Below are 26201 nucleotides of genomic sequence, written 5' to 3'. Positions count from 1 at the left end.
GCGCAGACAGTGGTTTCGTTGGAGCGGGCAAGTCGGAACGCCGCCCGCTCGCTCCAACGAATCGGATTTTGCTGATGACAGCTACGGATTACGCGCCAGACTGGACGGCAGGATCACGCGCTTGGCGTTCAGGTACGCTTTCTGCCAATAGGGTTTGTCCAGGCTGTCCAGCTTGACGGTGCCGCCCGTGGCAGGCGCATGCACGAAACGCCCTTCCCCAACGTAAATGCCCGCATGACTGACCTGTGACCCACCGGAAGTGGCGAAGAATATCAGGTCCCCGGTCTGCAATTGCTGGCGGCCCACATTCGGTGCGCGCATGGTGATCATTTCCCGGGTCGACCGAGGCAGCAATATGCCTGCGGCGTCGCGGTACACGTAACCGATCAAGCCACTGCAATCAAAACCGGAGTCTGGCGTGTTTCCACCCCAGTGATAAGGCGTGCCCACCAGACCGAGGGCGCGAAACATGACGTCTTCGATAGCCGGGGAGAAATTGCCAGGGGGAGCAGCAAGCACCGGACGCTGAACAATCCGGGGCTGGGGCGGTGGCGGCGCGCTGGCGCAAGCGCCGAGCAAGGCAGCCAATGTGATGATCGCTAGGCGTGACGTAATCGACATAGACACTACAACCTGATCTGGATGCGGCTTGCTTTGCCGGAAGCCCGAAAAGCGCAAAACAGGCTTATAGCCTGTTTTTGCACGATACGGTAGTGATTACTTGTGGCGCTTGAGCGTCGTCGTGGTCATGGCAGTGGTCTGCGGCGCGATTACAGACGATTCCATGGCCAGGGCACGTTTGGCTTCGATAAACGTCCGGCTCCAGTACACGTCATCCAGACTGTCTACGCGAACGCCGCCACTGCGACTGCTGCTGGAGTGAATGAACTGATTGTCGCCCAGATAAATCGCTGCATGGCTGACGCGACCACGACCGGCCGTGCTGAAAAACAGCAGATCGCCCGGCTCAAGATCATTGCGCTTAACCAGCGGCGCGTCGATGTTGATCATTTCACGGGACGAACGCGGCAGGTTCATGCCCGCTTCTTCACGAAACAGATAACCAATGAAGCCGCTGCAGTCGAAACCTGTCTTCGTCGATGTGCCGCCGAAACGGTAGCGAGTACCGATCAGGGATTTACCACGCTCAAGGATGCTGTCCGCCAGTGCGGGCAATTCATAAGGCTTGTTGTCGGCGAACCGGGCCAGTTCGGCTTCAGTGGCCATCTCTTCCTGCAACACCGATCTATCGGAACGGGTGCTGGACTGAGCCGTGATCTGGTTCTTGTACTGCTGTCGCTGCTGCATGTCTTGTTGAGACACCGGCATATTCGCCGAGCAACCGAACAACAGTGAGACGAGTGCGAGAGGCACGAGGGGTGCGAAGCGAGCTAGCATGGGCACGACCGTGGCTGAACTTGTTAAGGTGGCGAGACTATGCCCGCTATCATCCTCATTTGCAAATTCAATCGAACTAAATGTGACTTACCAGTTCCTGCATGACATGTGCTGCCCGGCCGGCCAAAAAGACGTCCATGCGAGCGCTCTGGTCCGTAGGCGTCAAATTAATTTCCGCCGTAAAACCGCCGCAAACCCTTGCTCTGAGTAGGGGTTCAAGGATGTAGGGGAAGCTTGCGGTAGTACCAATACTGAGCACCGCATCGAAGCCTTTGGCCATCTCCTGATGGAGGGTTTCGAGGGCCTGCTCCGGCAGCATCTCCTCAAACAAAACGACGGACGGTCGCAAAACGCCACCACACTCACGGCACAGCGGTGGCAAAGGTCTGTCTAAGTGCTCGATCAATTCAGGATCTTGCGCAGCGCATGACTGGCAATACAACGGTGCCAGTTGACCGTGTATCTCGATCAGGCGCTCAGGCGGACTGCCCGCTGCGCGATGATAGCCATCGATATTCTGCGTCAACACCCAGCACTCGGGTTTCTGCCGCTGCAATTGCGCGATGGCGTAATGGGCAGCGTTGGGCTGCGCGCCAAGGCATGCCTTGCCCAACTGCGCGATGTACTTCCAGCACAACCCTGGATCACGCCGCAGCATCGGGCCCGACAGTGCCACTTCAATGGGTAATCCGTCAGGCGTCTGGCCGTTATAGAGCCCCCCTACGCCACGATACGTCGGCAAACCCGAGTCGGCGGAAAGCCCCGCGCCAGTGATGATCAGAATCCGCCGGGCATGTCGCAACGCGGCTGCGACCTGCAATACCAAAGCGGGGTCTACCACCCAAGCGTCTCTTTGAGGAATGGAATGGTCAGCTTGCGCTGCGCCTGCAATGACGCTTGATCGAGCCGCTCCAGCAGTTCGAACAGCGCGCTCATGCTGCGCGTACCGCGAGTGAGGATGAAGTGCCCGACCTCATCGGTCAGGTGCAGGCCGCGCCGTGAAGCGCGAAGCTGCAAGGCGCGCAATTTGTCTTCGTCTGACAGGCCACGCATCTGGAACACCAGGGCCATGGTCAGGCGAGACTTGAGATCGGGGAGTTTGACCGGCAATTCACGGGGCGACTGAGACGCGGCGATCAACAAGCGGCGTCCGCTGTCGCGCAGACGATTGAACAAGTGGAACAAGGCTTCTTCCCACTCGGTCTTGCCCACCACCGCTTGCAGATCGTCCAGGCACACCAGCTCGTACTGTTCAAGCCTGTCGAAGAGTTCGACACCTTCATCGATGACTTCAGCCAATGGCAGGTAAACCGCCCGCTCGCCCAACTGCTCGAAACGCAGGCAAGCAGCCTGTAACAGATGCGTGCGCCCCACGCCATCCTTGCCCCAGAGGTAAATCAGACTCTCGGTCCAGCCTGCGTCGGCTTCGCACAGCCGCTCCACGTAGCCGAGTGCGGCGGCGTTGGCGCCGGGATAGTAATTGATGAAGGTGGCGTCATCACGCAGACGCACACCCAGGGGCAGCTGAATCGGTTTCATGCTGGCTGAACAGCTCATGGGAGCCGTTAGGGGCCTCTGTGTAAAGTGTGCAAAGTTTATACCCGTGACGCTGGGCACACAATGCGCGAGACCATAAGGAAAATCAAAGGTTTGCGCGCCACGAAGCGTTGCCGGGCGAATGCCCGGACAAATACGGTATTAAAAAAGACGTGGCCACCTGCGTGCGCCACGTCCTTACCGACCCGTTGAATAAGCGGCAATCAACTCTACAAGTCGGGGTCTTCCATGCCGCTATAAATGCCCGAGTCCTTGTAAAGGTCATGAACATGACGCACCAGGACCATGATGACCGCCGCCACCGGCAGCGCCAGCAGGATACCGGTGAAGCCGAACAGCTCGCCGCCGGCCAGAATCGCGAAAATCACCGCGACCGGATGCAGGCCGATGCGATCCCCCACCAACAGCGGCGTGAGCACCATGCCTTCCAGCGCCTGACCGACCATAAACACCGCCACGATGCCCATCATGGGGTACAAATCGCCGCCAAACTGGAACAAGCCTGCAATCAGGGCAGCGCCGATACCGATCACAAAGCCCATATAAGGAACGATGGCAGCGAGACCCGCGATAACACCGATCAACAGCCCCAGCTCCAGCCCGAGCAGCATCAGCCCCGCCGCGTAGATCACACCCAGCGCCACCATCACCAGCAACTGGCCACGTATGAACGCGCCCAGCACTTCATGGCATTCACTCGCCAGTTTGACGATCTGCCCTTCGCGATGACGCGGCAGCAGGCTGCGCACCTTGCCCATCATCAGGTCCCAGTCGCGCAACAGATAGAAGCACACCACCGGGATCAGGACCAGATTGGTGATCCAGCCTATCAGCGCCAGGCCCGATGCCGTGGCCTTGGACAAGACCACGCCGACGATGTCGCCGGTCTGCCCCATATGCCCGGAGATCGCTTCCTTGACCTTGTCGAACTTCCAGAAACCATCGGCCAGTCCAAACTTGGCCTGCCCCCACGGCAGCGCCGTATGCTGCAACCAGTCGAGTATCTGCGGCGTAAGCTCATAGAGGCGAAACAGTTGCTTGGCCAGCATGGGCACCAGCACCAGTAACAGCGCAAGCAATATCAAGGTAAACAGGGTGAACACCGCCACCACACTCAACGTGCGTGACAGCCCGAGCTTCTCCAGCCGATCCGCGAGGGGGTCGCCCATGTACGCCAGCAGCAGCGCAACCAGAAACGGCGTCAGGATTGCATGTAGCAGGAAAACGAACAGGACCAGCAGAACAATCCCGCCGATCCAGAACCAACGCCGTGTATCAGTCATCAAAACCCCTCAACTTCATAAGATCCAGCATCATTCGAAACTTCACTGGCACCTACCAGCGAAAGCGCAATTGAGGGTCTGCGGCAGGCACGATCATCGGCATGGCGCCCGGCGCTGCCGCTGAACCCTCGACCGGCGTCCCAGGTGCAGTGGAAGGCACCGCTTCATCGGCCGGGACTTCCTGCAGGTTGGCCAGCGCCAATTGTGAACGCACCTGATCGGCACTGCCGCTGACTTCATAGGTAATCCGATCGCCATCGACCGATTTGAGTCGTGCGCCAAACGGTTCGAGCAATCGCATCAACTGGGCATAACGCTCAAGATTCATACCCTGCACTTGCAGCGACAAACCGCTGGAGACACCGGGTTTGACCACGTAACGCGGAGCAAGGCGCTGGCTCACGGCCAGCAGCACAGCATCGGCCAGCGCCTCGGACGTTGCACCGGTGGCGGTGCCCTGATCCCGCTGATCACCCAGCCACAAACGCCATTTAGCCTGCCATTGGCCGGCCCCCTCCGTAGCATGAACGGCCAATAAAGCATCGGCGCCATAACGTTCGGAGGCTTCCTTGAGGGGCGTAGAATCGGTGCTCTCCAGGTTTTTAGCCGTGCCTACGCTTTGCTCACCCAGATCGGCCAGCGGCAGACGCAGCGGCAACCCACGATGCTGCGCCGCACGCCGCAACGGTTCGGCGGCGCTTTGGCCGTCCCCCATCAGATTCGAGCCTTCGGTTGCGTCATTGAGCCACCAACCGAGGATGGTCGGACGATTACTCCCCCAGATCGGCAAGCCCGCCTGACGCAATGTGCGGTCAGTGCTGGCAGGATCGAAGTCCACCAGCAGCGACTCCGGTGGCCCGGCCTCAAAGCCAAACTGACTGATGATTTGTTGCGGATTCTTGCGCAGATCGGCCAATGCCGGCCCCTGCACCGACTTGGCATCCCCCGTCAAACGAAGAACCAGCGTATCCAGAGCGGCCTGGGTGGCACGGGCGCGTTCATCCGGCGTCTGGCCGCTGACCGGTTCACGTACCTGATAAAGGTTATTCACGGTTTCGGCGAAGACTGGCAGGCAGATAAAGGACAAGCAGCCTGCAAAGAATAATTTTGAGAGACCCATGGGCAGTTCCCGAACAGAAAAAAGCGGCAGAAAATAACCGCAGCAAGTGAGCTGACTAGCCTGAGACCGCAGACTAAAGCCATTCATTCAAACGCGCCATGCAGGCTACACCTAATAGAGGTCCTGCCAAACGGGTCAGCGCGGTCATGCCGCGGTTTATTTTGTATCGATCAAGCCAGCCCGTCGGCCTAAGGATGGCCGCTGCCGCCCAAGCCTGATAAAATCGCGCGCCTTCGCAGACTGGTGAGGATGGCGGCCCGAAAAAACAGCATCGCAACACGTGCCGTTTCAAGAGGCCCCACTCTTTCCGTCGATCCCACCCGAATCCCCCCTAAAGGCCTGGATTATGAGCAAGCAACCCTCCCTGAGCTACAAAGACGCCGGTGTAGACATCGACGCCGGTGAAGCATTGGTCGAACGCATCAAGAGCGTTGCCAAGCGCACCAAGCGGCCGGAAGTCATGGGCGGTCTGGGTGGCTTCGGCGCCCTCTGCGAAATCCCGGCTGGCTACAAGCAGCCTGTGCTGGTTTCCGGCACCGATGGCGTTGGTACCAAGCTGCGCCTGGCGCTGAACCTGAACAAACATGACACCATCGGCATCGATCTGGTTGCCATGTGCGTCAACGACCTGGTGGTCTGCGGCGCAGAGCCGTTGTTCTTCCTCGACTACTACGCCACCGGCAAGCTCAATGTCGACACCGCAGCCCAGGTCGTCACCGGCATCGGCGCAGGCTGTGAACTGGCGGGTTGCTCGCTGGTCGGTGGCGAAACCGCTGAAATGCCCGGCATGTATGAAGGCGAAGACTACGACCTGGCCGGTTTCTGCGTCGGCGTTGTCGAAAAAGCCGACATCATCGACGGCTCCAAAGTCGCCGCCGGCGATGCCCTGCTCGCCCTGCCGTCTTCCGGCCCGCACTCCAATGGTTACTCGCTGATCCGCAAGATCATCGAAGTGGCCGGTGCCGACATCGAAACCATCCAGCTCGACGGCAAGCCGCTGACCGAACTGCTGATGGCGCCTACCCGTATCTACGTCAAACCCTTGCTGAAACTGATCAAGGACACTGGCGCTGTCAAAGCCATGGCCCACATCACCGGCGGCGGCCTGCTGGACAACATCCCCCGCGTACTGCCAGAAGGCGCACAGGCCGTGGTTGACGTGGCCAGCTGGCAGCGTCCGGCGGTATTTGACTGGTTGCAGCAACAAGGCAACGTCGCAGAAAACGAAATGCACCGCGTACTGAACTGCGGCGTGGGCATGGTCATCTGCGTGGCTCAAGAGCACGTCGAGACCGCACTGAACGTTCTGCGTGAAGCCGGCGAACAACCCTGGGTCATCGGTCAGATCGCTACCGCGGCCGAAGGCGCTGCACAAGTCGAGCTGAAAAACCTCAAGGCGCACTGATGCCTGCAACCTGTGATGTAGTGCTGCTGCTTTCCGGCAGCGGCGGCAATCTGCAAGCCATGATCGACAGCTTCAAGGACGGGGAACACCCCGTCCGCATTCGCGCGGTTATTTCCAACCGCGCCGATGCGTTCGGCCTGCAACGCGCCCGCGATGCAGGCATCGAAGCCTGCGTTCTGGACCACAAGGCGTATGACGGTCGCGAAGCCTTCGACGCGGCGCTGATCAAGCTGATCGACACCTTTGAGCCTCAACTGGTCGTGCTGGCGGGCTTCATGCGCATCCTCAGCGCCGGGTTCGTCCGCCACTATCATGGTCGTTTGCTGAACATCCACCCCTCCCTGCTTCCTCTCTATAAAGGCTTGCACACCCATCAACGGGTGTTGGAGGCTGGCGACGCCGAGCATGGCTGCAGCGTGCACTTCGTCACCGAGGAACTCGATGGAGGACCGCTAGTCGTACAGGCTGTGATTCCGGTAGAGTCCGATGACTCGCCGCACAGCCTGGCGCAACGCGTTCATGCCCAGGAACACAGGATTTATCCGCTGGCCGTCCGCTGGTTTGCCGAAGGCCGCTTGAGCCTTGGTGAAGAAGGTGCATTATTGGACGGTCAGTTACTCGCGGCCCACGGCCACTTGATACGAACCTAGGAGATATTATGCGTCGCGCTTTGCTGTTCGCTTTCGCTCTGCTCGCACTGCCTGCCGCTCACGCTGCAGACCTGCAACCGTTCTCCGCCAGCTATACCGCCGACTGGAAGCAACTGCCCATGAGCGGTACTGCCGAACGCAGCCTCGCAGCCGGCCCGAACGGGACCTGGACCTTGAACTTCAAGGCTTCCATGATGATTGCCAGCCTGTCTGAAGTCAGCACCCTGAAGGTCGACAAAGACGTTTTGCTGCCGCAGACCTACAACTTCGAGCGCGGCGGTCTTGGCAAGTCCAAGAAAGTCGATCTGGTGTTTGACTGGGCCACCAAGTTCATCACCGGTACCGACCGCGGCGACGCCATCAAGCTGCCACTCAACCGCGGCATTCTCGACAAGTCCACCTACCAGCTCGCCTTGCAGCATGATGTTGCTGAAGGCAAGAAAAGCATGAGTTATCAGGTGGTCGATGGCGACGAAATCGACACCTATGACTTCCGCGTCCTGGGTTCGGAAAAAGTCGACACCAAAGCAGGTCAGGTCGACGCCATCAAGGTCGAGCGCGTGCGCGACCCCACACAAAGCAAACGCATCACCGTCCTTTGGTTCGCCAAGGATTGGGATTACCTGCTGGTTCGCCTGCAACAGGTCGAAACCGACGGCAAGGAATACAACATCATGCTGCAAGACGGCACGGTGAATGGCAAAGCGGTTAAAGGCAGCTGATCCATCAGCTCCCACGCAAGGTCGAAACCCCGCTTTTTAGCGGGGTTTTTTGTGGGCGCCGTTGGAGCGAGGCTTGCCCGCGAAGGCGTCATCTCGGGCGATGAACGTGTCGAATGAAATACCGATTCGCGGGCAAGTCGGAACGCCGCCCGCTCGCTCCAACGGATTTTGGCTCTTTGCTATCACACATGAAAAAACCTTCACTTAGCCGAAATACCTCTGCAACCCAGGTAATTCAAGGCCTGCGGCACTTTCGCTGTTTCCGCAACAACCCCGCGCTCATTCTGACTATTTACTTAGCCACCTAACAAATCCTATAAAAGAGTCCTGCGACACATCGCCGCAGTATCAAGTCAGGAGTCTGAATCATGACCGTACGAGTTACTGAACGCGACGACACCCATATCTCACATGAAAACATCGCTGATGGCATTCAGATCTGGGACGTGCACCAGCAAGACCAACTGGTAGGGATGTTCCACGTCGAGTCCGACGCCCAGCGCTACAAGGCTGAGCTCGAAGAACTGGAAAACAGACGTAACCAGTAAACACGCAATTTCAGAATCGCTTTAAAACAAAACCCGCCAAGTGCGGGTTTTGTTTTGTGCGGGTTTCACCACATCAAGTCGTCAGGGATTTTGTAGGCTGCATAGGGATCATCGCCATCGGCTTCTTCCGTGGGTTCGCTGAGCAACACGATGCGTCGTGGGTCGCGCTCCTGAATCTTCAGCGCCGCCTCACGGGGGATGACTTCGTAACCGCCGGCGTGATGCACGATGGCCAGCGAACCATTACTGAGTTTGCTGCGCATCAGGCTGTTGACCGAGAGGCGTTTGACCTTCTTGTCATCGACGAAGTTGTAATAGTCTTCAGTGGTCAACTTGGGCAGCCGTGACACCTCAATCAACTGCTTGATTTGCGCGGCACGGGCCTTTTGTTCGACTTTTTCCTGTTGCTGGCGATTGAGCTCCTGATCGCGCCTGGCTTTTTCCGCCATGGCTTCCTGGGCGGCACGCTTTTGCGAATCGTCGATCTCGATCTGGCCTTTATGGGCCAGACGCTGTTCTTTCTGCTTGTCTTTGCCGACCTGTTTGGCCTGCTTTTGATTCACCAGACCTGCCTTGAGCAACTGGTCGCGAAGGGAAAGGCTCATTGTCTACTCACTTATGCAGATACAACGGACTCAGCCGCAGCTGGGCGCGTTCTTTTCCTGACGTTTGGCTTCGCCCCAGAGAGCGTCCATTTCTTCGAGGGTGCAATCTTCGATGGGACGATGGGTCTGGCGCAATGCCTGTTCGATAAATCGGAAGCGTCGCTCGAATTTAGTATTGGCCGAGCGCAGGGCGTTTTCGGGGTCGACTTTCAAATGTCGCGCCAGATTGACCGCGGCAAACAGCAGGTCACCGACTTCTTCGGTGATGGCTTCGGCGTCGTTGCTGGCCATGGCTTCGAGCACTTCATCCAGCTCTTCGCGCACGTTATCGACCACCGGCAGGGCTGCGGGCCAGTCGAATCCTACCTGAGCGGCGCGCTTTTGCAGCTTGGCCGCACGAGACAAGGCCGGTAAAACCGCAGGCACGTCATCGAGCAGGGACAGTTGCTCCGGGGCCGCAGCCTTTTCAGCGCGCTCCTGGGCCTTGATCTCTTCCCAGCGCTGCTTGACTTGATCGTCCGTCAAACGCGGGGTTTCCAGTGGCGCGTACAAGTCGCCGGTGGGGAATACATGGGGATGGCGGCGGATCAGTTTGCGGGTGATACCGTCGATCACGCCCGCGAACTCGAATCGCCCTTCTTCCCGAGCCAGCTGGCTGTAATACACCACCTGGAACAGCAAATCACCCAGCTCGCCCTTGAGGTCATCAAAGTCGCCACGCTCGATGGCGTCGGCCACCTCATAAGCCTCTTCAAGGGTGTGCGGCACAATGCTGGCGTAGTTCTGCTTCACATCCCACGGGCAACCGAACTGCGGGTCGCGCAGGCGGGCCATGAGGTGGAGCAGGTCTGGGAGAGAATACATGAGCGGTCCAATTCGGAAATTACGGTGTTTTTACCGACATCTTCGCGAATAAATTCGCGCCCACAGGGGTTAGCGTAAATCCTGTGGGAGCGGATTCATCCGCGAAGGCGTCAGCCCGGCTGACCATCAAGGCGTTCTGTTGCGCCGCGTCTCAATGATGTTCGGTAGCTGCGATATCCGCCCCAACAAGCGCCCCAACGCGTCCAGCCCCGGAATCTCGATGGTCAGGGACATCAACGCGGTGTTGTCTTCCTTGTTCGAACGGGTATTGACCGCCAGGACGTTGATCCGCTCATTGAGCAAGACCTGGGAAACGTCACGCAGCAACCCCGAGCGATCGTAGGCGCGGATGATGATGTCCACCGGATACGTGAGCACCGGTATCGGTCCCCAACTGACCTGAATGATCCGTTCCGGTTCACGTCCGCCCAATTGCAGAACCGAGGCGCAATCCTGGCGGTGGATGCTCACGCCACGGCCCTGGGTGATATAGCCGACAATGGGATCCCCGGGCAGCGGCTGGCAGCAGCCGGCCATTTGCGTCATCAGGTTGCCCACGCCCTGGATCTGGATATCGCCACGCTTGCCCGGCTTGTACCCCGTGGCCTTGCGCGGTACCAGTTCCACCTGCTCGCTGCCGCGTTCAGGCTCGACCAGTTGCTGGGCCAGATTGACCAGTTGCGTCAGGCGCAGGTCCCCGGCGCCCAAGGCCGCGTACATGTCTTCAGCGGTCTTGAGGTTGGCTTTTTCCGCCAGCCTGTCGTAGTCCACCGCAGGAAAGGCCAGACGCGCCAGCTCCCGCTCAAGCAGGGTTTTACCGGCCGCGACGTTCTGATCACGGGCCTGCAACTTGAACCAGTGAACAATCTTGGCCCGAGCCCGGGACGTGGTGATGTAGCCCAGGTTCGAGTTCAGCCAGTCACGGCTCGGCGTGCCGTGCTTGCTGGTGATGATCTCGACCTGTTCACCGGTCTGCAGGCTGTAGTTGAGCGGCACGATGCGCCCATTGATCTTCGCGCCACGGCAGTTGTGGCCGATCTCGGTGTGTACCCGATACGCGAAGTCCAGCGGCGTTGCGCCCTTGGGCAGGTCGATGGCATGACCATCCGGGGTAAACACGTAGACCCGGTCCGGTTCAATATCGACGCGCAGCTGTTCAGCCAGGCCGCCGATATCACCCAGCTCTTCGTGCCATTCCAGCACCTGACGCAGCCAGGAGATTTTCTCTTCGTAATGATTGGAACCGGATTTGACGTCGGTGCCTTTGTAACGCCAGTGCGCGCAGACCCCCAGCTCGGCCTCTTCGTGCATGGCGTGGGTGCGAATCTGCACCTCCAACACCTTGCCTTCAGGTCCGATCACGGCGGTGTGCAGCGAGCGGTAGCCGTTTTCCTTGGGGTTGGCGATGTAGTCGTCGAACTCTTTCGGAATGTGCCGCCACAAGGTGTGCACGATCCCCAGCGCGGTGTAGCAGTCGCGCATTTCCGGGACCAGTACGCGCACAGCCCGCACGTCATAGATCTGGCTGAATTCCAGACCCTTGCGCTGCATTTTTCGCCAGATGGAATAGATGTGTTTCGCCCGACCACTGATATCGGCCTTGACGCCGGTGGCCAGCAGTTCGTTTTCCAGCTGGCTCATCACGTCGCTGATAAAGCGTTCGCGATCAAGGCGACGCTCATGAAGCAGCTTGGCGATCTGTTTGTATTGTTCAGGCTCAAGGTAACGGAAGGACAAATCCTCCAGTTCCCATTTGATATGGCCGATGCCCAGCCGATGGGCCAGGGGCGCATAAATATCGAAGACTTCCCGGGCGACGCGGTTGCGCTTTTCGTCATCCGTGTTTTTCACGGCACGGATGGCACACGTGCGCTCGGCCAGTTTGATGAGGGCCACGCGGACATCATCCACCATGGCCACCAGCATCTTGCGCAGGTTTTCCACCTGGGCCTGACTGCCCAGCACCAACGACTGGCGCGGACTGAGGCTGGCACTGATGGCCGCCATGCGCAGCACGCCGTCGATCAGCTTGGCCACGGTTGCACCGAAACGCTGCTCAACATCGGGCAATGGAATCTTGCCTTCGCGCACGGCTCGATAAAGCACCGCCGCAACCAGCGAGTCCTGATCAAGTTTGAGGTCGGCCAGGATTTCGGCGATTTCCAGTCCGGTCTGGAAACTCGACGTTCCTTCCGCCCAGCGATTCTTTGAAGCGTTGTCCTGTTGCTCGGCATTGCGGGCAAATTCACAGGCCTCTTTCAAGGCCTGTCGATCCAGAATCAGGTCGACGCTGACTACATGATCCAGCCATGCGTCGAGATTGATACTGCCGTCTGTGTTTATCGGCTGGTGTGCTCTCACCTGTACCATGTCGCTTACCTTCCCTACGGCGCGATGAATAGCGCCTAAAGTCCCTGGCCTTCTTGAGCGAACACTCCTTGCCGGGCAAGCAAGGACTGGCATTCGCGGGCCAGTCGGATTAAACGAGACTCCCTGTAAGCCGCTGACTCATTTCCCTGAGCCGCTGCTCACCTACTCGCTTCAAATAAAGCCATCGCCTCGACATGAGCTGTCTGTGGAAACATATCGAGGATTCCGGCACGTTTTAATCGATAGCCCTGACTGACCAATTCGACAGTGTCGCGCGCCAAAGTTGCCGGGTTGCAAGACACATAAAGCAACCGTTCGGCACCCAGCCCCTTGAGCGTGCGTACCACCTCGAAAGCACCGTCACGCGGCGGGTCCAAGAGTACCGCAGAAAAGCCCTCCGTGGCCCAATCCGCTTGTATCAGCGGCTGGGACAAATCCGCCTGAAAAAACTGCACGTTGCGCAGCTCGTTATGGGCCGCATTGTCGGCGGCACGCTGGACCATGGTCGCCACGCCTTCAACGGCAACCACTTCCCTGGCAAGACGCGCCAGGGGCAACGCAAAATTCCCCAGACCACAGAACAGGTCCAGCACCCGCTCGTCGGGTCGGGGTGCCAGCCAGTCCAGGGCCTGCTCGATCATCGCGGTGTTGATCGCCGCGTTGACCTGAATAAAATCCCCCGGCCGATAAGCCAGGTTCAGATCCCAAGGCTCCAGACGATAGCCCAAAGTCTGTGACACATTGAGCGGTTGCGGGTCGCCTTCGCCCTGCAACCAGAGTTGCGCATCATGGTCCCCGCAAAACGCCTGAAGGGTTGCCAGATCAGCCTCGGCCAGCGGCGCAGTATGGCGCAGCAACACAGCCGTCGAAGAGCCGCTGAACAGCTCCACATGCCCCAACACTTGCGGTTTGCTGAAGCGTCGGAGCATTGCCGGCAACTGCACCATGATCGGTTGCAAGGCCTGTACCAGCACCGGGCATTGTTCGATGGAAACGATGTCCTGACTGGCCATCGCCCGAAAGCCTACGTCCAGCCGTTTGGCCTTGGCATCCCAGCGCACGGCGATCCGGGCGCGCCTGCGGTAGGCAAATTCGGCACCGGTCAAAGGCGCTGCCCACTCTTGCGGCTCGACACCGGCAACACGCTGCAACTGCTCGGCGAGCATGCGCTGTTTCAGGGCAAGTTGTTCGTCATGGGGCACATGCTGCACGCTACAGCCGCCGCAACGACCAAAATGCACGCACGCCGCCGGACGGCGCATTGAACTGGCCTGGAAGACCCGCTCGGTGCGCGCTTCGACGACTTTGCCGTGGGCATTGAGCACCCGTGCTTCGACTTCTTCACCCGCCAGACTGCCGGTGACGAACCAGGTCCGACCGTCGAGAAACGCGATGCCGCGCCCGTCATTGGACAGACGCTCAATCGTCAGGCGCTGTTTTTTGCCGGTGGGGATCTGCGTCGCCCGGACACCGCCTGCTGGTTGAAAGCGCAGGCCTCTTTCATGTTTGGCCATCAGTTGGGCGCGTCGTAGACGCCGGTCGACAAGTAACGGTCGCCACGGTCACAGATGATCGCGACGATGACCGCATTTTCGACTTCACGAGACAAACGCAACATGGCCGCCACAGCACCGCCGGAAGACACGCCGCAGAAGATGCCTTCTTCCCGGGCCAGACGGCGCATGGTGTCTTCGGCTTCATCCTGAGCCATATCGACGATGCGATCGACGCGATCAGCCTGATAGATACTCGGCAGGTAGGCTTCAGGCCACCGCCGGATGCCCGGAATTGCCGCGCCTTCCATGGGTTGCAGACCGACGATCTGCACGTCTGGATTCTGCTCTTTCAAGTAGCGCGACACGCCCATGATGGTGCCAGTGGTGCCCATGGAACTGACAAAGTGGGTAATGGTGCCACCGGTCTGCTGCCAGATTTCCGGGCCGGTGCTGGTGTAGTGCGCCTCAGGATTGTCACCATTGGCGAACTGGTCCAGCACCTTGCCGCGGCCTTCGTTTTGCATGCGTTCAGCCAGGTCCCGGGCGCCTTCCATGCCCTCTTCCTTGCTGACCAGGATCAGCTCGGCACCGTAAGCCGTCATCGCCGCCTTGCGCTCGGCACTGGAGTTGTCGGGCATGATCAGGATCATCCGGTAACCCTTGATCGCTGCGGCCATGGCCAACGCAATCCCGGTGTTGCCGGACGTGGCTTCGATCAGGGTGTCGCCAGGATGAATCTGGCCGCGCAACTCGGCGCGGGTAATCATCGACAGCGCCGGACGATCCTTCACGGACCCGGCCGGGTTATTACCCTCCAGCTTGAGCAGAAGAGTATTACGGGTATCGCCCGCCATACGTTGCAGACGCACGAGCGGGGTGTTGCCGACGCAATCGGCAATGGTTGGGTACTGCAGGGTCATGGCGTATTCGCAATCCAGACTGCGGGGGCGCCTATCATAACGGCAAACGTCAAAACCCCATATCACGCAAAGTGCGGGGCTTATCGCTGGATGGAATAACGGCGCTCATGTGTCATCGAAACGGCGGAACCGGATTCATCCGGGAAAGGGCCCGGTCAGCCCCTACAGCTCGGTTGTTGAACGATTTCGCGGATGAGTCCGCTGCCACAGGAATCGCAGGAAGGCGTCAACTAATTTGCGAGACGATATTTCCGCGTATGTAGGACCAATGCCTCGCTGCGGTAACTTCGCCGGGGTGTCGTGGTGGAGAATCAACAGCCTCAATGCTTCGCCAATAACCGCATATTCAACCGCAACCCACCCATGATGTTTTCAGCCCATAACGTCCCGCCCTGCAACGCCAGGGAGTTGCGCGCGATGCTCAGGCCAAGGCCAAAACCGCCGTTACCGGGCCGCGACCCATCCAGTCGGGTGAACGGCGCAAAAATCCGCTCCAGTTCACGTGGGTCTACCCCGCCGCCCTGGTCATCCAGCCAGATAAGCCAGAACGCCCCGTCCCGCCTGCCGTGCAGACTCACGATGCCTTGTGGCGGGGAGTGACGAATGGCATTGCGCAGAATGTTCTCCAGCGCTTGAGCCAAGGTATTGAGATGCCCTCGAACCCAGCAGTCAGCGTCCAGATCACACTGCAACTGGGCTGCGGGCCAGCCGCTTTCGAAACAGGCGTTCTCGGCAAGCATCTCCCAGAGCGTCAGCACTTGAATCTCTTCCATGGGCAGCTGTTGGCGCTCGGTGTCGAGCCAGGCCAGTTGCAAGGTGTCATCCACAAGGCGCTGCATACCGTCCACTTCACGGCCCAGCCGCCCACGCAAGGCCGGCAGGCTTTGCTCGATCTCGCACGCCACACGCAAGCGGCTCAACGGGGTGCGCAGCTCATGAGACATGTCGCGCAGCAATTGTTGCTGGACGATGACCGTGCTGTGCAGGCGCTCGGCCATTTGATCGAATGCCCGCCCCAGCTCGCCTAACTCATCCTGACGATTGATCATCTGGCTGGACAGGCGATGGCCCAATTGATCGGCACGCCAGGCATTGGCCTGGGCGCGCAAGTGATTGAGCGGCTGGATCAGCAGACGGTAGAGCCCCACGCACAGCAGCAGAGTAAATGCACCCGGGATCACCCCATTGATCAACACCCGCCATACCAGCAGATAACGACCGGGGACGAATCGCTTGGGCAGTTCGATCACCAGGCTGCCCGCAGAGGGGTCCGTGGGAAACGGAACTTTCAGCCAGGGCGTGGTGACGGAGCGGCGGCTGACGGGCCAGTCGAGACCGCGTAGAAACGTCATGTGCTGGCGTTCGACGTCGCTCAACGGGTAACTGCTTAACGATTGCAGATCCCCGCCAATCACCCCGACCCAGCCGCTTTCGCTGCGACCGATCTGTTGCAGCCAGGTATCGACGCCCGCCTGCTGTCCGGCGACCCAGGCGCGCTCGGCTTGCGCGGCGTACTCGCTCAATGTGAAGCGTGCTTCGTCAGACAGGTAAGCATTTCGCTTCTCGGCATAGCGGCTCCACGTCCAGCTCAGCCAGATCATCAACAGGCAGAAACCCACCAACAGCAATGCCAGTTTCCAGAACACCGAGTGCCTGCCCGGCAGGCGGCGCAACAGCTTACTCATCGGCTGGCGCAGCCGTGAGCACATAACCTTTGCCCCACACCGTTTGCACCTGTCGATCCAGATATCCGATGCCTTTGAGTTTGCGGCGAATCTGGCTGATGTGCATATCCAGGCTGCGGTCGTGCTGAGCGTAGCCGCGTTGCAGCACGTGCTGATAAAGGAAGGGTTTGCTCAGGACTTCTTCGGGATTGCGCCAGAGGGTTTCCAGCAAGCGGTATTCGCTGCGCGTCAGGTCGCCACGACGCTGCTGAAAACTCACATCGCACAGTGTCTCGTCGAACAGCAGATCCTGACTCTCATGCCTCTCAAGCTTGATGGGCGCAGCGGCGTGACGGCGTTCCAGCGCCACCCGGCGGAGAATCGCTTCGATGCGCACCCGCAACTCCGCCATGCTGAAGGGTTTGGGCAGGTAATCGTCGGCACCGTTGCGAAACCCGGTGATGCGGTCGGCTTCCGCCCCCAGCGCGGACATCAGGATCACGGGCAGGCTGTGGCTGCGACGCAAATGGGTCAGTATTTCCAGCCCGTTCATGCCGGGCAGCAGGATGTCCATGAGCACCACATCGAAGGGCTGGCTTTGCGCCAGGACCAGCCCCTGATTGCCGTTTTGCTGCCAGGTCACCTGGAAGCCGCAACGACCGAGCTGCTCGTGCACATAAGCACCGAGCACGGGGTCGTCTTCTATGAACAGAACGTTGGGGCGCTGAATGGATTCGGGATTCATTATCTTTCGCGATTAATTCTCAGTCGCCGATTATTCAAGAACGAAGGGGGATGAGCAAGCCACGCGACATTCGTTGACGTATGGCAACGCCATGCCAGCGGCCGGGCACGTTAAGATGCCGCCATAGCCCCCGGGCAAAGTCGCTACACTGCTCCGGTGTTGGCGTGCACCAACACCCGATCGAACGATCAGGATGATCCTGGCCTGCTGGAGATAGAGCGTGCTGAACAAGTTGGGTATCAAAGGCCGCGTACTGCTGCTGACCATTTTGCCCGCCAGCCTGATGGCGGCGGTGCTGGGCGGGTATTTCACCTGGATGCAGTTGCACGACTTGCAAAACCAGTTGCTGCAACGCGGCGAGATGATCGCTCAGGATCTGGCGCCCCTGGCCGCGCCTGCACTGGGACGTGCCGACAAGGTGCTGCTGCAGCGCATGGCAGTGCAGGCACTGGAACAGGCCGATGTGCGCTCGGTGACATTCCTGAGCCCGGAACGCGAATCGCTGGCTCACGCCGGGCCAAGCATGATCAACGAACCGCCCTTGGGCAGCGGCACTCACCTGCTGCAACGTTCCGGCAACGACGCCACGCGTTATCTGTTGCCGGTATTCGGCCGCCAGCGTCATCTGACCGGCGAGCCAATGCCCGAAGAAGCCGATCGTCTGTTGGGCTGGGTGGAGCTGGAGCTGTCGCACACCGGCACGCTGTTGCGCGGCTACCGCAGCATGTTTGCCAGCCTGCTGCTGATTGCCGTGGGCCTGGCCCTGACCGCCATCCTCGCGCTGCGCATCAGCCGCACGATCAACGTACCCATCAGCCGCATCAAGCAGGCGGTGGCTCAGCTCAAGGACGGCAATCTGGAAACCCGGTTGCCGCCCTTGGGCAGTCATGAGCTGGACGAACTGGCGTCGGGCATCAATCGCATGGCCGCCACCCTGCAGAACGCCCAGGAAGAACTGCAACACAGCGTCGATCAGGCGACCGAGGATGTGCGGCAAAACCTGGAAACCATTGAAATCCAGAACATCGAACTGGACCTGGCGCGCAAAGAGGCCCTTGAGGCCAGCCGAATCAAGTCCGAGTTTCTGGCCAACATGAGCCATGAAATCCGCACACCGCTCAATGGCATCCTGGGTTTCACCCACCTGCTGCAAAAAAGCGAGTTGACCCCGCGCCAGTTCGATTACCTGAGCACCATCGAAAAGTCCGCCGACAACCTGTTGAGCATCATCAACGAGATTCTCGACTTCTCGAAGATCGAGGCCGGCAAGCTGGTGCTGGACAATGTCCCGTTCAATCTGCGTGACCTGCTGCAAGACACCCTGACCATCCTCGCCCCTGCCGCCCACGCCAAGCAGCTTGAGCTGGTCAGTCTGGTGTATCGCGACACCCCCTTGTCGTTGCTGGGCGACCCGCTGCGACTCAAGCAGATCATGACCAATCTGATCAGCAACGCCATCAAGTTCACCCGCGAGGGCACCATCGTTGCGCGGGCCATGGTCGAGGACGAAAACGACGACAGCGCACAGTTGCGCATCAGCGTGCAGGACACCGGCATCGGCCTCTCCAGCCAGGATGTCCGGGCGCTCTTTCAGGCGTTCAGCCAGGCGGACAATTCGCTGTCCCGACAGCCGGGGGGCACCGGTCTGGGGCTGGTGATTTCCAAGCGTCTGATCGAACAGATGGGCGGCGAAATCGGCGTGGACAGCACGCCCGGCGAAGGCTCGGAGTTCTGGATCAGCCTGAACCTGCCCAAGGCGCGGGACGACATCGAAGACCTGCCGGCGCTGCCCCTGCTGGGCTTGCGCGTCGCCGTCCTCGAACACCATGATCTGGCGCGTCAGGCCCTGGAGCACCAACTTGAAGACTGCGGTCTGGAAACCCTGGTGTTCAATAATCTGGAAAACCTGCTCAATGGCGTGACCGCCGCGCACCAGACGCCTGCGGCGATCAGCCTGGCCGTGCTGGGCATCACCGCCCACGAACTGCCGCCGGAACGGTTGCGCCAGCACATCTGGGACCTGGAAAACCTCGACTGCAAAGTCCTGGTGCTCTGCCCCACCACCGAGCAGGCGCTGTTTCAGCTCTCCGTGCCGGACATCTACACGCAACTGCAAGCCAAGCCGGTCTGCACGCGCAAACTGCGGCGCACCCTGTCTGAACTGATCATGCCCAAGGTCGTTCGCAACGATGCCGTGGAGCCGCTGTCCAGCCGGCCACCGCGCCTGCTGTGCGTTGACGACAACCCGGCGAACCTGTTGCTGGTCCAGACGCTGCTCGAAGACATGGGCGCCGAAGTGGTGGCCGTCGACAGTGGTTATGCCGCGCTGCATGCGGTACAGAACGACGCTTTTGATCTGGTTCTCATGGACGTGCAGATGCCGGGAATGGACGGCCGTCAGGCCACTGAAGCCATTCGTGCCTGGGAAGTCGAACGTCAGCGCTCGTCGCTGCCGATTGTCGCCCTCACGGCCCACGCCATGGCCAACGAAAAACGCGCGCTGTTGCAAAGCGGCATGGACGATTACCTGACCAAGCCCATCAGCGAGCGGCAACTGGCCCAGGTCGTGCTCAAATGGACCGGTCTTGCCCTGCGCAGCCAGGTGCCGGAGCCGCGCATCGAGAAAGCCCGTGCCAGCGCCGACCTGGATGTACTTGATCATGAGGAAGGCCTGCGTCTGGCGGCCGGCAAGCCCGATCTGGCGGCTGACATGCTTGCCATGCTGCTGGCCTCCCTGGAAAGCGACCGCGAAGCGATCCGCACCGCGCGGGAAACCGGTGATCACACGGGCCTGATTGAACGGGTGCACCGCCTGCACGGGGCAACCCGATACTGCGGTGTTCCGCAACTGCGCGCCGCCTGCCAACGCAGCGAAACCTTGCTCAAACAAAATGCCCCGCAAGTCCATGAAGCCCTCGACAACCTGGAAAAAGCGATCAACCGCCTGACCATCGAGTCCCGGGTGAGTGTTTGAGGACGTATCGCCCGTCGCGCGGCAAACACGGGTCCCGTTGGAGCGAGGCTTGCCCGCGAAGAACGTTAACGCGGCTGACCGGGTCAACCGCGGTGCCTGATTCGCTGGCAAATCGGAACGTAACCCGCTCGCTCCAACAGCCCTTAAGGAACGCTCCTTTATGCACACCCTGATCTTCAGCAGCCAGACTTACGACCGCGAAAGTTTCCTCGCCGCGCAGCTACCCGCCGACCTGAAGCTGCACTTTCAGCCTGCGCGCCTGACCACGGAAACTGCCCCGCTGGCTGACAAACATCCGGTGGTGTGTGCGTTCATCAACGACGACTTGAGTGCCCCGGTGCTGGAAATTCTCGCTGCGGGCGGCACTCGCCTGATCGCCCTGCGCTCGGCGGGCTACAACCATGTGGATTTGCCCGCTGCGCAAAGACTGGGCCTCAGCGTGGTCCGCGTCCCGGCCTACTCGCCTCATGCCGTGGCTGAGCACGCCGTCGCGCTGATTCTGGCGTTGAATCGCCATCTGCATCGGGCTTACAACCGCACCCGTGAAGGGGATTTCAGCCTGCACGGCCTGACCGGCTTCGATCTGGTGGGCAAGACCGTGGGTGTTGTCGGTACCGGGCAGATCGGTGCCACCTTCGCCAGAATCATGTCGGGCTTCGGTTGCAAGCTGCTGGCTTACGATCCTTACCCGAACCCACAGGTCCAGGCGCTGGGCGCGCAATACCTCAGCCTGCCGGAACTGCTGGCCCAGGCGCAGATCATCAGCCTGCACTGCCCGCTGACCGAGCAGACCCGCCACCTCATCAATGAGGCGTCGCTGGCGAGCATGCAGCGCGGTGCCATGCTGATCAATACCGGGCGCGGTGGCCTGGTTGATACACCGGCGCTGCTCGATTCCCTCAAAAGCGGGCAACTGGGCTACCTGGGGCTGGATGTCTATGAGGAAGAAGCGCTGCTGTTCTTCGAGGATCGCTCGGACCTGCCCCTGCAAGACGACGTTCTGGCGCGGCTGCTGACCTTTCCCAACGTGATCATCACCGCCCATCAGGCGTTCCTGACGCAGGAAGCACTGGGCGCAATTGCACAGACCACCCTGGACAACATCGCCGCCTGGGCCAGTGGCGCGGCACAGAATCAGGTGGTCGGTTAACAGGGACAGCGCGCCTCAAGCCCATGATAGGATGCGCGCCATTTGGAGGACCCCATGGCCGAACACGATTTTCGCTACAGCATGCTCAACCCCCAGCACACGCTCACCGAGTGCCGCACTCTGGTGCCCGGTCGTTATCAGGTCACCGGCAACGGCGGCTCGATTCATGACAACGACCACTTGCTGGTCACCCTCAAAGGCAGCAAGACCCTGCACATGCGGTTGATCGTCGAGAAGGTTCGACACTTGATCAATCCGCCGGGGCAGTGGATCGCCGTGGCCAGCGGGCCGGTATTCGACGAGTTGGCCATCCATCAATGGAAAGTCAACTGCGACGGGTGCGCCACGGTGTTGGATTTCGAATTCATGGTTGACGCCAAACTGGGCGTCTCGGCGCAAAAACCTGCCGCCGCCGCCCGCATTGCCGAACTGGGCTGGAAAACCGTCGGCGAGAAGCATTTGTGCAAAAAGTGTCAGGAGAAAGCCGCATGAAACAGCTCGCTTTCCTGGGGCTGATGGGCGGTGCGTTGCTGGTCGGCTGCGCGACCCAACCGCTGCCTGTCAAACAGGATCAAAGCTACGTGCTGGAATGGATCGGTGAGCGTCCGCTGATCGACAGCAGCCATTTGACCATGACCCTGGGGTCCGACGGTCGCGCCTATGGCAACGCGGGCTGCAACCACTGGTTCGCGCCCTACACCCTGGACGCACACAGCATCGAATTCGGGCCAGTGGGCAGCACTCGCAAACTTTGCGCCCCGGCATTGATGGAGCAGGAACAGCGTTTCCTGCAGGCACTGGACAAGGTCCAGCGCTGGGACATCTCCCCCATCGACCAACTGCGCCTCTGGCCTGCACAAGGCAAGCCGCTGCGGTTTTGGGAAGAAAGTTGAGTCCAAACTGAACTGCCGCCAAAGGTTGGACACTTATCCAGACTTTGGGGTGTTTTTCATGGACAACTATTCAGCACAGTTCAAACGCAAGCCTATCCTCCATGGGGTCGGCTTCAGCCGGGAATTGTTGTTCACCTCGTGGGACCGGCTTCAGTCGGGAAGAGGCCGGGGCGTTCGCTGCATCTGCATCGCTTGAAATACCCCTTCCCGGCTAAAGCCGGTCCCACGGTGTCAGGAGCGTGCGAGCGCCTACAGAACCCCGCCGCGAGTGGCCTGAAAACACCATCCAGCTTTTTTTGGGGGGGGCAGTCACGCCGTCAATACCGTGGCTGCCACCGTCCCAAAGCGAACCCTCTACCCCTCCCCACGCAACGCCTTCAGCTTTTGCACGACGCCCGCCGCCGTCTGCTCGCCAATCAATTGCTCACGCATCTTGCCCTTGTCATCGATGATGTACGTCACCGGCAATCCCTCGCTGGGCGGTAGTTCGTAACGCTCGGCGGGGTCCTGGGCCAGCACCGTAAACTTGATGCCCAACGCGTTGGAAGCGGCTTTCAGATCTTCGCCCTGCAGGTTGTCGAAATTGACGCCCAGCACGCTGACCTGCTGGTCCTTGAGCTGATCGGACAAGGCGTTGAACTCCGGGATTTCCGTGCGGCAGGGGCCACACCACTCGGCCCAGTAATTGATGACCAGCCAGTGGTTGTCGATTCGGTCGCTCGCGACTTTCTGGCCGTTCTGATCCATGCCCAGATCCGCGCCACAGCCTCCAAGCAATACGCTGCCGACAATCATCACCATTGCTGCCAATCGCCTTGCCATGTACTTCCCCCAGTGCATCAAATGGAATGTCAAACCTGCGACCGATCACCACCCCATGTTCAGCCGGTGCCATCACACGGGTAGAATAGCCGCCACCTTACGCAAGATGCGACCTGCAAATGACCGATCTGACGCTTTATCACAACCCGCGCTGCTCCAAGTCCCGCGGCGCGCTGGAACTGCTGCAAGCCCGCGGCCTGAGCCCGACCATCCTGCTGTACCTCGAAACACCGCCCGATGCCGTGCAGTTACGTGCGCTGCTGGCCAAGCTGGGCATCACCGCCCGGCAGTTGCTGCGCACCGGCGAAGACGACTACAAAGCCCTCAACCTCGCCGACAAGAGCCTGAGCGATGACGACTTGATCGCCGCCATGATCGCCCACCCCAAACTGATCGAGCGCCCCATCCTCGTGGCGGGCGACAAGGCCGTGATTGGCCGTCCACCGGAAAACGTACTGGAGATCCTGCCGTGACTACGCCTTACATCCTGGTCCTGTTCTACAGCCGCAACGGCTCCACCAGCGAAATGGCCCGGCAGATCGGGCGAGGCATCGAAGCCGGCGGGATGGAGGCACGTCTGCGCACGGTGCCGGCCATTTCCACCGAGTGTGAAGCCGTGGCACCAAGCATCCCGGAAAGCGGCGCGTTGTATGCCAGCCTGGATGACCTGAAAAACTGCTCCGGCCTGGCCCTGGGCAGCCCGACGCGCTTTGGCAACATGGCCGCGCCCCTCAAGCATTTCCTGGACGGCACCAGTAACCTCTGGCTGACCGGCGCCCTGGTGGGCAAACCCGCCAGTGTCTTTACCTCCACCGCCAGTCTGCACGGCGGCCAGGAAACCACGTTGATGTCGATGCTGCTGCCTCTGTTGCACCACGGCATGCTGATCACCGGCCTGCCCTACAGCGAATCGGCCCTGGTGGAAACCAGCGGCGGCGGCACCCCTTACGGCGCCAGCCATCACGCCGGTGCCGATGGCAAACGCCCGCTGGACAAACATGAAACCGAGCTGTGCCGCGCACTGGGCCAGCGTCTGGCGAAAACCGCCCGGTTGCTGGAGACGCCCCGTGGCTAAACAGCCCAAAGTCCTGCCGCCGCTTGAATGGCTTGCACCCCGGGTGCGCATCAGCCGGGTGGTCAGCCTGATCTGTTTTCTGGGCTTGATCGCCTTGCTGACCGGTTATTACCTGTTCGTCGCAGACCTGCACGGCGCCAGGCCCTGGGTGATTCTGACCATCGAGCTGGTGCCGTTGCTCCTGCTCGCGCCGGGCATGTTCACCGGCAGTGCGCGGGGCCATTCGTGGACCTGCTTCGTGGTCAATCTGTACTTCATCAAGGGTGCGCTGGCGGCTTACGACCCGAATCGCTCGCTATTCGGCGTGCTGGAAATGCTCGCCAGCGTGGCCGTGTTCACCAGTGCGTTGCTGTACGTGCGCTGGCGTTTTCAATACAACCGCAAACTTGCGGGTGAAGGTTCGGTCTGAGGTGTACCCAGACCCGTGCGACGGAGCATGAATGCAAGATTACAAATGGCTGAATGAGTATTGCCTGAACCGTTTTGGCTCAGCGAAAGCCCTGGAAGCACACCTGCCCACGCCCAAGACCGCTAAACAACTGCAAGCCATCAGCGCCGATCGCTACTTGTCGACCCTGGCGCTGCGGGTCTTTCGGGCCGGTTTGAAGCACAGTCTGGTGGACTCGAAATGGCCAGCGTTCGAAGAGGTCTTCTTTCGGTTTGATCCGGAAAAAGTCGTGCTGATGGGCGCCGATCATCTGGAGCGCCTGATGCAGGACGCCCGGATCATTCGCCACTTGGGCAAGCTCAAGAGCGTGCCGCGCAATGCCCAGATGATTCTGGACATCGAGCAGGAGTACGGCAGTTTCGGCCAGTTCATCGCCCAATGGCCCGTGGATGACATCACCGGGCTGTGGCAATACCTGGCCAAACACGGCAACCAGATGGGCGGTTTGTCCTCGCCGCGCTTCCTGCGGATGGTGGGCAAAGACACCTTTATCCCGACCTGGGACGTGGTGGCCGCCTTGAATGCGCAGAAAATCGTCGACAAAGTGCCGACCAGCAAGCGCGATCAGGCCATCGTCCAGCAGGTGTTCAACCAGTGGCAAAGCGAAAGCGGCCGGCCGTTGTGCCAGCTGTCGGCCATGCTGGCGTTTACCGTCAACCATTGATTTTTTTCTGACGGAGATCGCCAGACGCGCCCACCGCTACGCGCTTCGTATACCCTATCCACCTGTCACCTCTACATGAGTCATCTGCGTGCCTCTTCTCCTGCCTGACGCTCCCAACCTCGGTGTCGCCCCTTCCGCGTCCGAGGTGATTGCCAAACATTTGCGCGAAGCCATTATTTCCGGGCATTTCGCCGAAGACGAACCTATCCGTCAGGATGACATCGCCAAGGTCTTCAACGTCAGCAAGATTCCGGTGCGCGAAGCCCTGAAACGCCTGGAAGCCGAAGGGCTGGTGCAGTTCCAGCGCAACAAGGGTGCCGTGGTGACGCGGATTTCCGAGCCGGAGCTGGCGCAGATCTTCGAAGTCCGGGTGCTGCTGGAGGTCCAGGCGATTCGTCTGGCGGTGCCGAAGATGACCCAGGATCACATCAAACGCGCGCTGGCCATCTGCGATGAGTTCATGACGGACGACAACGTAGGCCGTTGGGCAGAACTGAACTGGGCGTTTCACACTTGCCTGTACGAAGCCGCCGAGCGGCCGTTCCTGCTGAACCTGATTCGCTCCATCCACGACAAGGTCGAACGCTACCTGCGCCTGCAAATGAGCTTCGAGCAAGGCAAGCTGCGCGCCGATCAGGAGCACCGGGAAATCCTCAAGGCCTGTGCTGAACGCGACGTGGAAAAAGCCGCCGAGCTGATTGATCACCACATCATCGGCGTCTGTCGCGAGCTGTACGCCCACTTGCCCAACGAGTCCATCCGCGAAGTCTGAGGCTGTGCCGATTTCGTCACGGCCACAGGCGAAATCCTTCAAGACCTTCCGTTTTG

Annotated in this window: 27 protein-coding genes; 13 read left to right on the top strand and 14 right to left on the bottom strand. The window is 60.1% G+C overall.

Going from position 1 to position 26201, the window contains the following annotated elements; all coding sequences use genetic code 11:
- Nucleotides 1-81 precede the first annotated feature (81 nt).
- The 6 genes from ACP7B0_RS08470 to ACP7B0_RS08445 all read right to left on the bottom strand — a co-directional run bounded on the left by ACP7B0_RS08470 (nucleotide 82) and on the right by ACP7B0_RS08445 (nucleotide 5358).
- Nucleotides 82-621: an NlpC/P60 family protein gene (locus tag ACP7B0_RS08470; RefSeq protein ID WP_426140745.1), complete on the bottom strand. Its 540-nt coding sequence runs from the start codon at nucleotides 619-621 to the stop codon at nucleotides 82-84.
- A 96-nt stretch (nucleotides 622-717) separates the two neighbouring features.
- A complete protein-coding gene (locus ACP7B0_RS08465; RefSeq protein WP_426140744.1) occupies nucleotides 718-1398 on the bottom strand; it encodes a C40 family peptidase in 681 nt (226 codons plus the stop codon).
- 76 nt (nucleotides 1399-1474) lie between these two features.
- Nucleotides 1475-2239: an NAD-dependent deacylase gene (locus ACP7B0_RS08460; protein ID WP_426140743.1), complete on the bottom strand. Its 765-nt coding sequence runs from the start codon at nucleotides 2237-2239 to the stop codon at nucleotides 1475-1477.
- Nucleotides 2233-2937: a DnaA regulatory inactivator Hda gene (gene hda, locus ACP7B0_RS08455; protein WP_426140742.1), complete on the bottom strand. Its 705-nt coding sequence runs from the start codon at nucleotides 2935-2937 to the stop codon at nucleotides 2233-2235. The genes ACP7B0_RS08460 and hda overlap by 7 nt, the downstream gene beginning before the upstream one ends.
- Before the next feature lie 227 nt (nucleotides 2938-3164).
- Nucleotides 3165-4238, bottom strand: coding sequence for an AI-2E family transporter (locus tag ACP7B0_RS08450; RefSeq protein ID WP_426140741.1), 1074 nt, complete (start codon nucleotides 4236-4238; stop codon nucleotides 3165-3167).
- A gap of 52 nt (nucleotides 4239-4290) precedes the next feature.
- Nucleotides 4291-5358 carry a DUF2066 domain-containing protein gene (locus ACP7B0_RS08445; protein WP_426140740.1) on the bottom strand — a complete coding sequence of 356 codons (1068 nt, stop codon included), beginning with the start codon at nucleotides 5356-5358 and terminating at the stop codon, nucleotides 4291-4293.
- Nucleotides 5359-5704: 346 nt separating this feature from the next.
- Between ACP7B0_RS08445 and purM the strand changes: the two genes are divergently transcribed.
- From purM to ACP7B0_RS08425, 4 genes are all read left to right on the top strand, one after another.
- Nucleotides 5705-6763: a phosphoribosylformylglycinamidine cyclo-ligase gene (purM, locus tag ACP7B0_RS08440; RefSeq protein WP_426140739.1), complete on the top strand. Its 1059-nt coding sequence runs from the start codon at nucleotides 5705-5707 to the stop codon at nucleotides 6761-6763.
- Entirely contained in the window at nucleotides 6763-7413 is a 651-nt protein-coding gene (gene purN / locus ACP7B0_RS08435; protein WP_426140738.1) for a phosphoribosylglycinamide formyltransferase, read from the top strand. Before purM ends, purN begins: the two co-directional genes overlap by 1 nt.
- An 8-nt stretch (nucleotides 7414-7421) precedes the next feature.
- On the top strand, nucleotides 7422-8135 hold the full coding sequence (locus tag ACP7B0_RS08430) for a DUF3108 domain-containing protein (RefSeq protein ID WP_426140737.1): 714 nt from the start codon (nucleotides 7422-7424) through the stop codon (nucleotides 8133-8135).
- A gap of 368 nt (nucleotides 8136-8503) precedes the next feature.
- On the top strand, nucleotides 8504-8683 hold the full coding sequence (locus tag ACP7B0_RS08425) for a hypothetical protein (protein ID WP_426140736.1): 180 nt from the start codon (nucleotides 8504-8506) through the stop codon (nucleotides 8681-8683).
- A gap of 65 nt (nucleotides 8684-8748) precedes the next feature.
- Here ACP7B0_RS08425 and ACP7B0_RS08420 read toward each other — a convergent pair whose 3' ends face one another.
- The 7 genes from ACP7B0_RS08420 to ACP7B0_RS08390 all read right to left on the bottom strand — a co-directional run bounded on the left by ACP7B0_RS08420 (nucleotide 8749) and on the right by ACP7B0_RS08390 (nucleotide 17347).
- On the bottom strand, nucleotides 8749-9288 hold the full coding sequence (locus ACP7B0_RS08420; protein WP_426140735.1) for a DUF2058 domain-containing protein: 540 nt from the start codon (nucleotides 9286-9288) through the stop codon (nucleotides 8749-8751).
- 30 nt (nucleotides 9289-9318) lie between these two features.
- Nucleotides 9319-10152, bottom strand: a complete 834-nt coding sequence (gene mazG, locus ACP7B0_RS08415; protein WP_426140734.1) for a nucleoside triphosphate pyrophosphohydrolase — start codon at nucleotides 10150-10152, stop codon at nucleotides 9319-9321.
- 126 nt (nucleotides 10153-10278) lie between these two features.
- Nucleotides 10279-12522, bottom strand: coding sequence for a GTP diphosphokinase (relA, locus tag ACP7B0_RS08410; RefSeq protein ID WP_426140733.1), 2244 nt, complete (start codon nucleotides 12520-12522; stop codon nucleotides 10279-10281).
- Nucleotides 12523-12680: 158 nt separating this feature from the next.
- The gene (gene rlmD / locus ACP7B0_RS08405) at nucleotides 12681-14036 is read right to left on the bottom strand and encodes a 23S rRNA (uracil(1939)-C(5))-methyltransferase RlmD (RefSeq protein WP_426140732.1); all 1356 of its coding nucleotides are present in this window, start codon (nucleotides 14034-14036) and stop codon (nucleotides 12681-12683) included.
- On the bottom strand, nucleotides 14036-14938 hold the full coding sequence (cysM, locus tag ACP7B0_RS08400; RefSeq protein WP_426140731.1) for a cysteine synthase CysM: 903 nt from the start codon (nucleotides 14936-14938) through the stop codon (nucleotides 14036-14038). Before cysM ends, rlmD begins: the two co-directional genes overlap by 1 nt.
- A 320-nt stretch (nucleotides 14939-15258) precedes the next feature.
- The gene (locus ACP7B0_RS08395; RefSeq protein ID WP_426140730.1) at nucleotides 15259-16623 is read right to left on the bottom strand and encodes a histidine kinase sensor domain-containing protein; all 1365 of its coding nucleotides are present in this window, start codon (nucleotides 16621-16623) and stop codon (nucleotides 15259-15261) included.
- Nucleotides 16616-17347, bottom strand: a complete 732-nt coding sequence (locus tag ACP7B0_RS08390; RefSeq protein WP_426140729.1) for a response regulator transcription factor — start codon at nucleotides 17345-17347, stop codon at nucleotides 16616-16618. The genes ACP7B0_RS08395 and ACP7B0_RS08390 overlap by 8 nt, the downstream gene beginning before the upstream one ends.
- A gap of 220 nt (nucleotides 17348-17567) precedes the next feature.
- Here ACP7B0_RS08390 and ACP7B0_RS08385 point away from each other — a divergent pair, with 220 nt between their 5' ends.
- The 4 genes from ACP7B0_RS08385 (at nucleotide 17568) to ACP7B0_RS08370 (ending at nucleotide 22364) form a co-directional block, all read left to right on the top strand.
- A complete protein-coding gene (locus ACP7B0_RS08385) occupies nucleotides 17568-20321 on the top strand; it encodes a response regulator (protein ID WP_426140728.1) in 2754 nt (917 codons plus the stop codon).
- Nucleotides 20322-20481: 160 nt separating this feature from the next.
- Nucleotides 20482-21471 (top strand): 2-hydroxyacid dehydrogenase, encoded by a 990-nt coding sequence (locus ACP7B0_RS08380; RefSeq protein WP_426140727.1) that lies wholly within the window; start codon nucleotides 20482-20484, stop codon nucleotides 21469-21471.
- Between the two features lie 54 nt (nucleotides 21472-21525).
- On the top strand, nucleotides 21526-21963 hold the full coding sequence (locus ACP7B0_RS08375) for a hypothetical protein (protein ID WP_426140726.1): 438 nt from the start codon (nucleotides 21526-21528) through the stop codon (nucleotides 21961-21963).
- A complete protein-coding gene (locus tag ACP7B0_RS08370; protein WP_426140725.1) occupies nucleotides 21960-22364 on the top strand; it encodes an META domain-containing protein in 405 nt (134 codons plus the stop codon). The genes ACP7B0_RS08375 and ACP7B0_RS08370 overlap by 4 nt, the downstream gene beginning before the upstream one ends.
- A gap of 354 nt (nucleotides 22365-22718) precedes the next feature.
- On the opposite strand, the gene ACP7B0_RS08365 is transcribed toward ACP7B0_RS08370, so the two are convergent.
- Entirely contained in the window at nucleotides 22719-23186 is a 468-nt protein-coding gene (locus tag ACP7B0_RS08365; RefSeq protein WP_426140723.1) for a TlpA disulfide reductase family protein, read from the bottom strand.
- A gap of 119 nt (nucleotides 23187-23305) precedes the next feature.
- Between ACP7B0_RS08365 and arsC the strand changes: the two genes are divergently transcribed.
- From arsC to ACP7B0_RS08340, 5 genes are all read left to right on the top strand, one after another.
- Nucleotides 23306-23659, top strand: coding sequence for an arsenate reductase (glutaredoxin) (gene arsC / locus ACP7B0_RS08360; RefSeq protein ID WP_426140721.1), 354 nt, complete (start codon nucleotides 23306-23308; stop codon nucleotides 23657-23659).
- Nucleotides 23656-24261, top strand: a complete 606-nt coding sequence (gene wrbA, locus ACP7B0_RS08355; protein ID WP_426140719.1) for an NAD(P)H:quinone oxidoreductase — start codon at nucleotides 23656-23658, stop codon at nucleotides 24259-24261. Before arsC ends, wrbA begins: the two co-directional genes overlap by 4 nt.
- Nucleotides 24254-24670, top strand: a complete 417-nt coding sequence (locus ACP7B0_RS08350; RefSeq protein WP_426140717.1) for a DUF2069 domain-containing protein — start codon at nucleotides 24254-24256, stop codon at nucleotides 24668-24670. Before wrbA ends, ACP7B0_RS08350 begins: the two co-directional genes overlap by 8 nt.
- Nucleotides 24671-24701: 31 nt before the next feature.
- Nucleotides 24702-25373, top strand: coding sequence for a DNA-3-methyladenine glycosylase I (locus ACP7B0_RS08345; protein WP_426140716.1), 672 nt, complete (start codon nucleotides 24702-24704; stop codon nucleotides 25371-25373).
- 100 nt (nucleotides 25374-25473) lie between these two features.
- Nucleotides 25474-26145, top strand: a complete 672-nt coding sequence (locus ACP7B0_RS08340; protein ID WP_426140869.1) for a GntR family transcriptional regulator — start codon at nucleotides 25474-25476, stop codon at nucleotides 26143-26145.
- The last annotated feature ends 56 nt before the right edge of the window (nucleotides 26146-26201 follow it).

Origin of the sequence: Pseudomonas sp. DWP3-1-2 (assembly GCF_049896285.1) — a bacterium.
Lineage (GTDB): Bacteria > Pseudomonadota > Gammaproteobacteria > Pseudomonadales > Pseudomonadaceae > Aquipseudomonas.
This window is presented reverse-complemented; position numbering and strand designations above follow the sequence as displayed.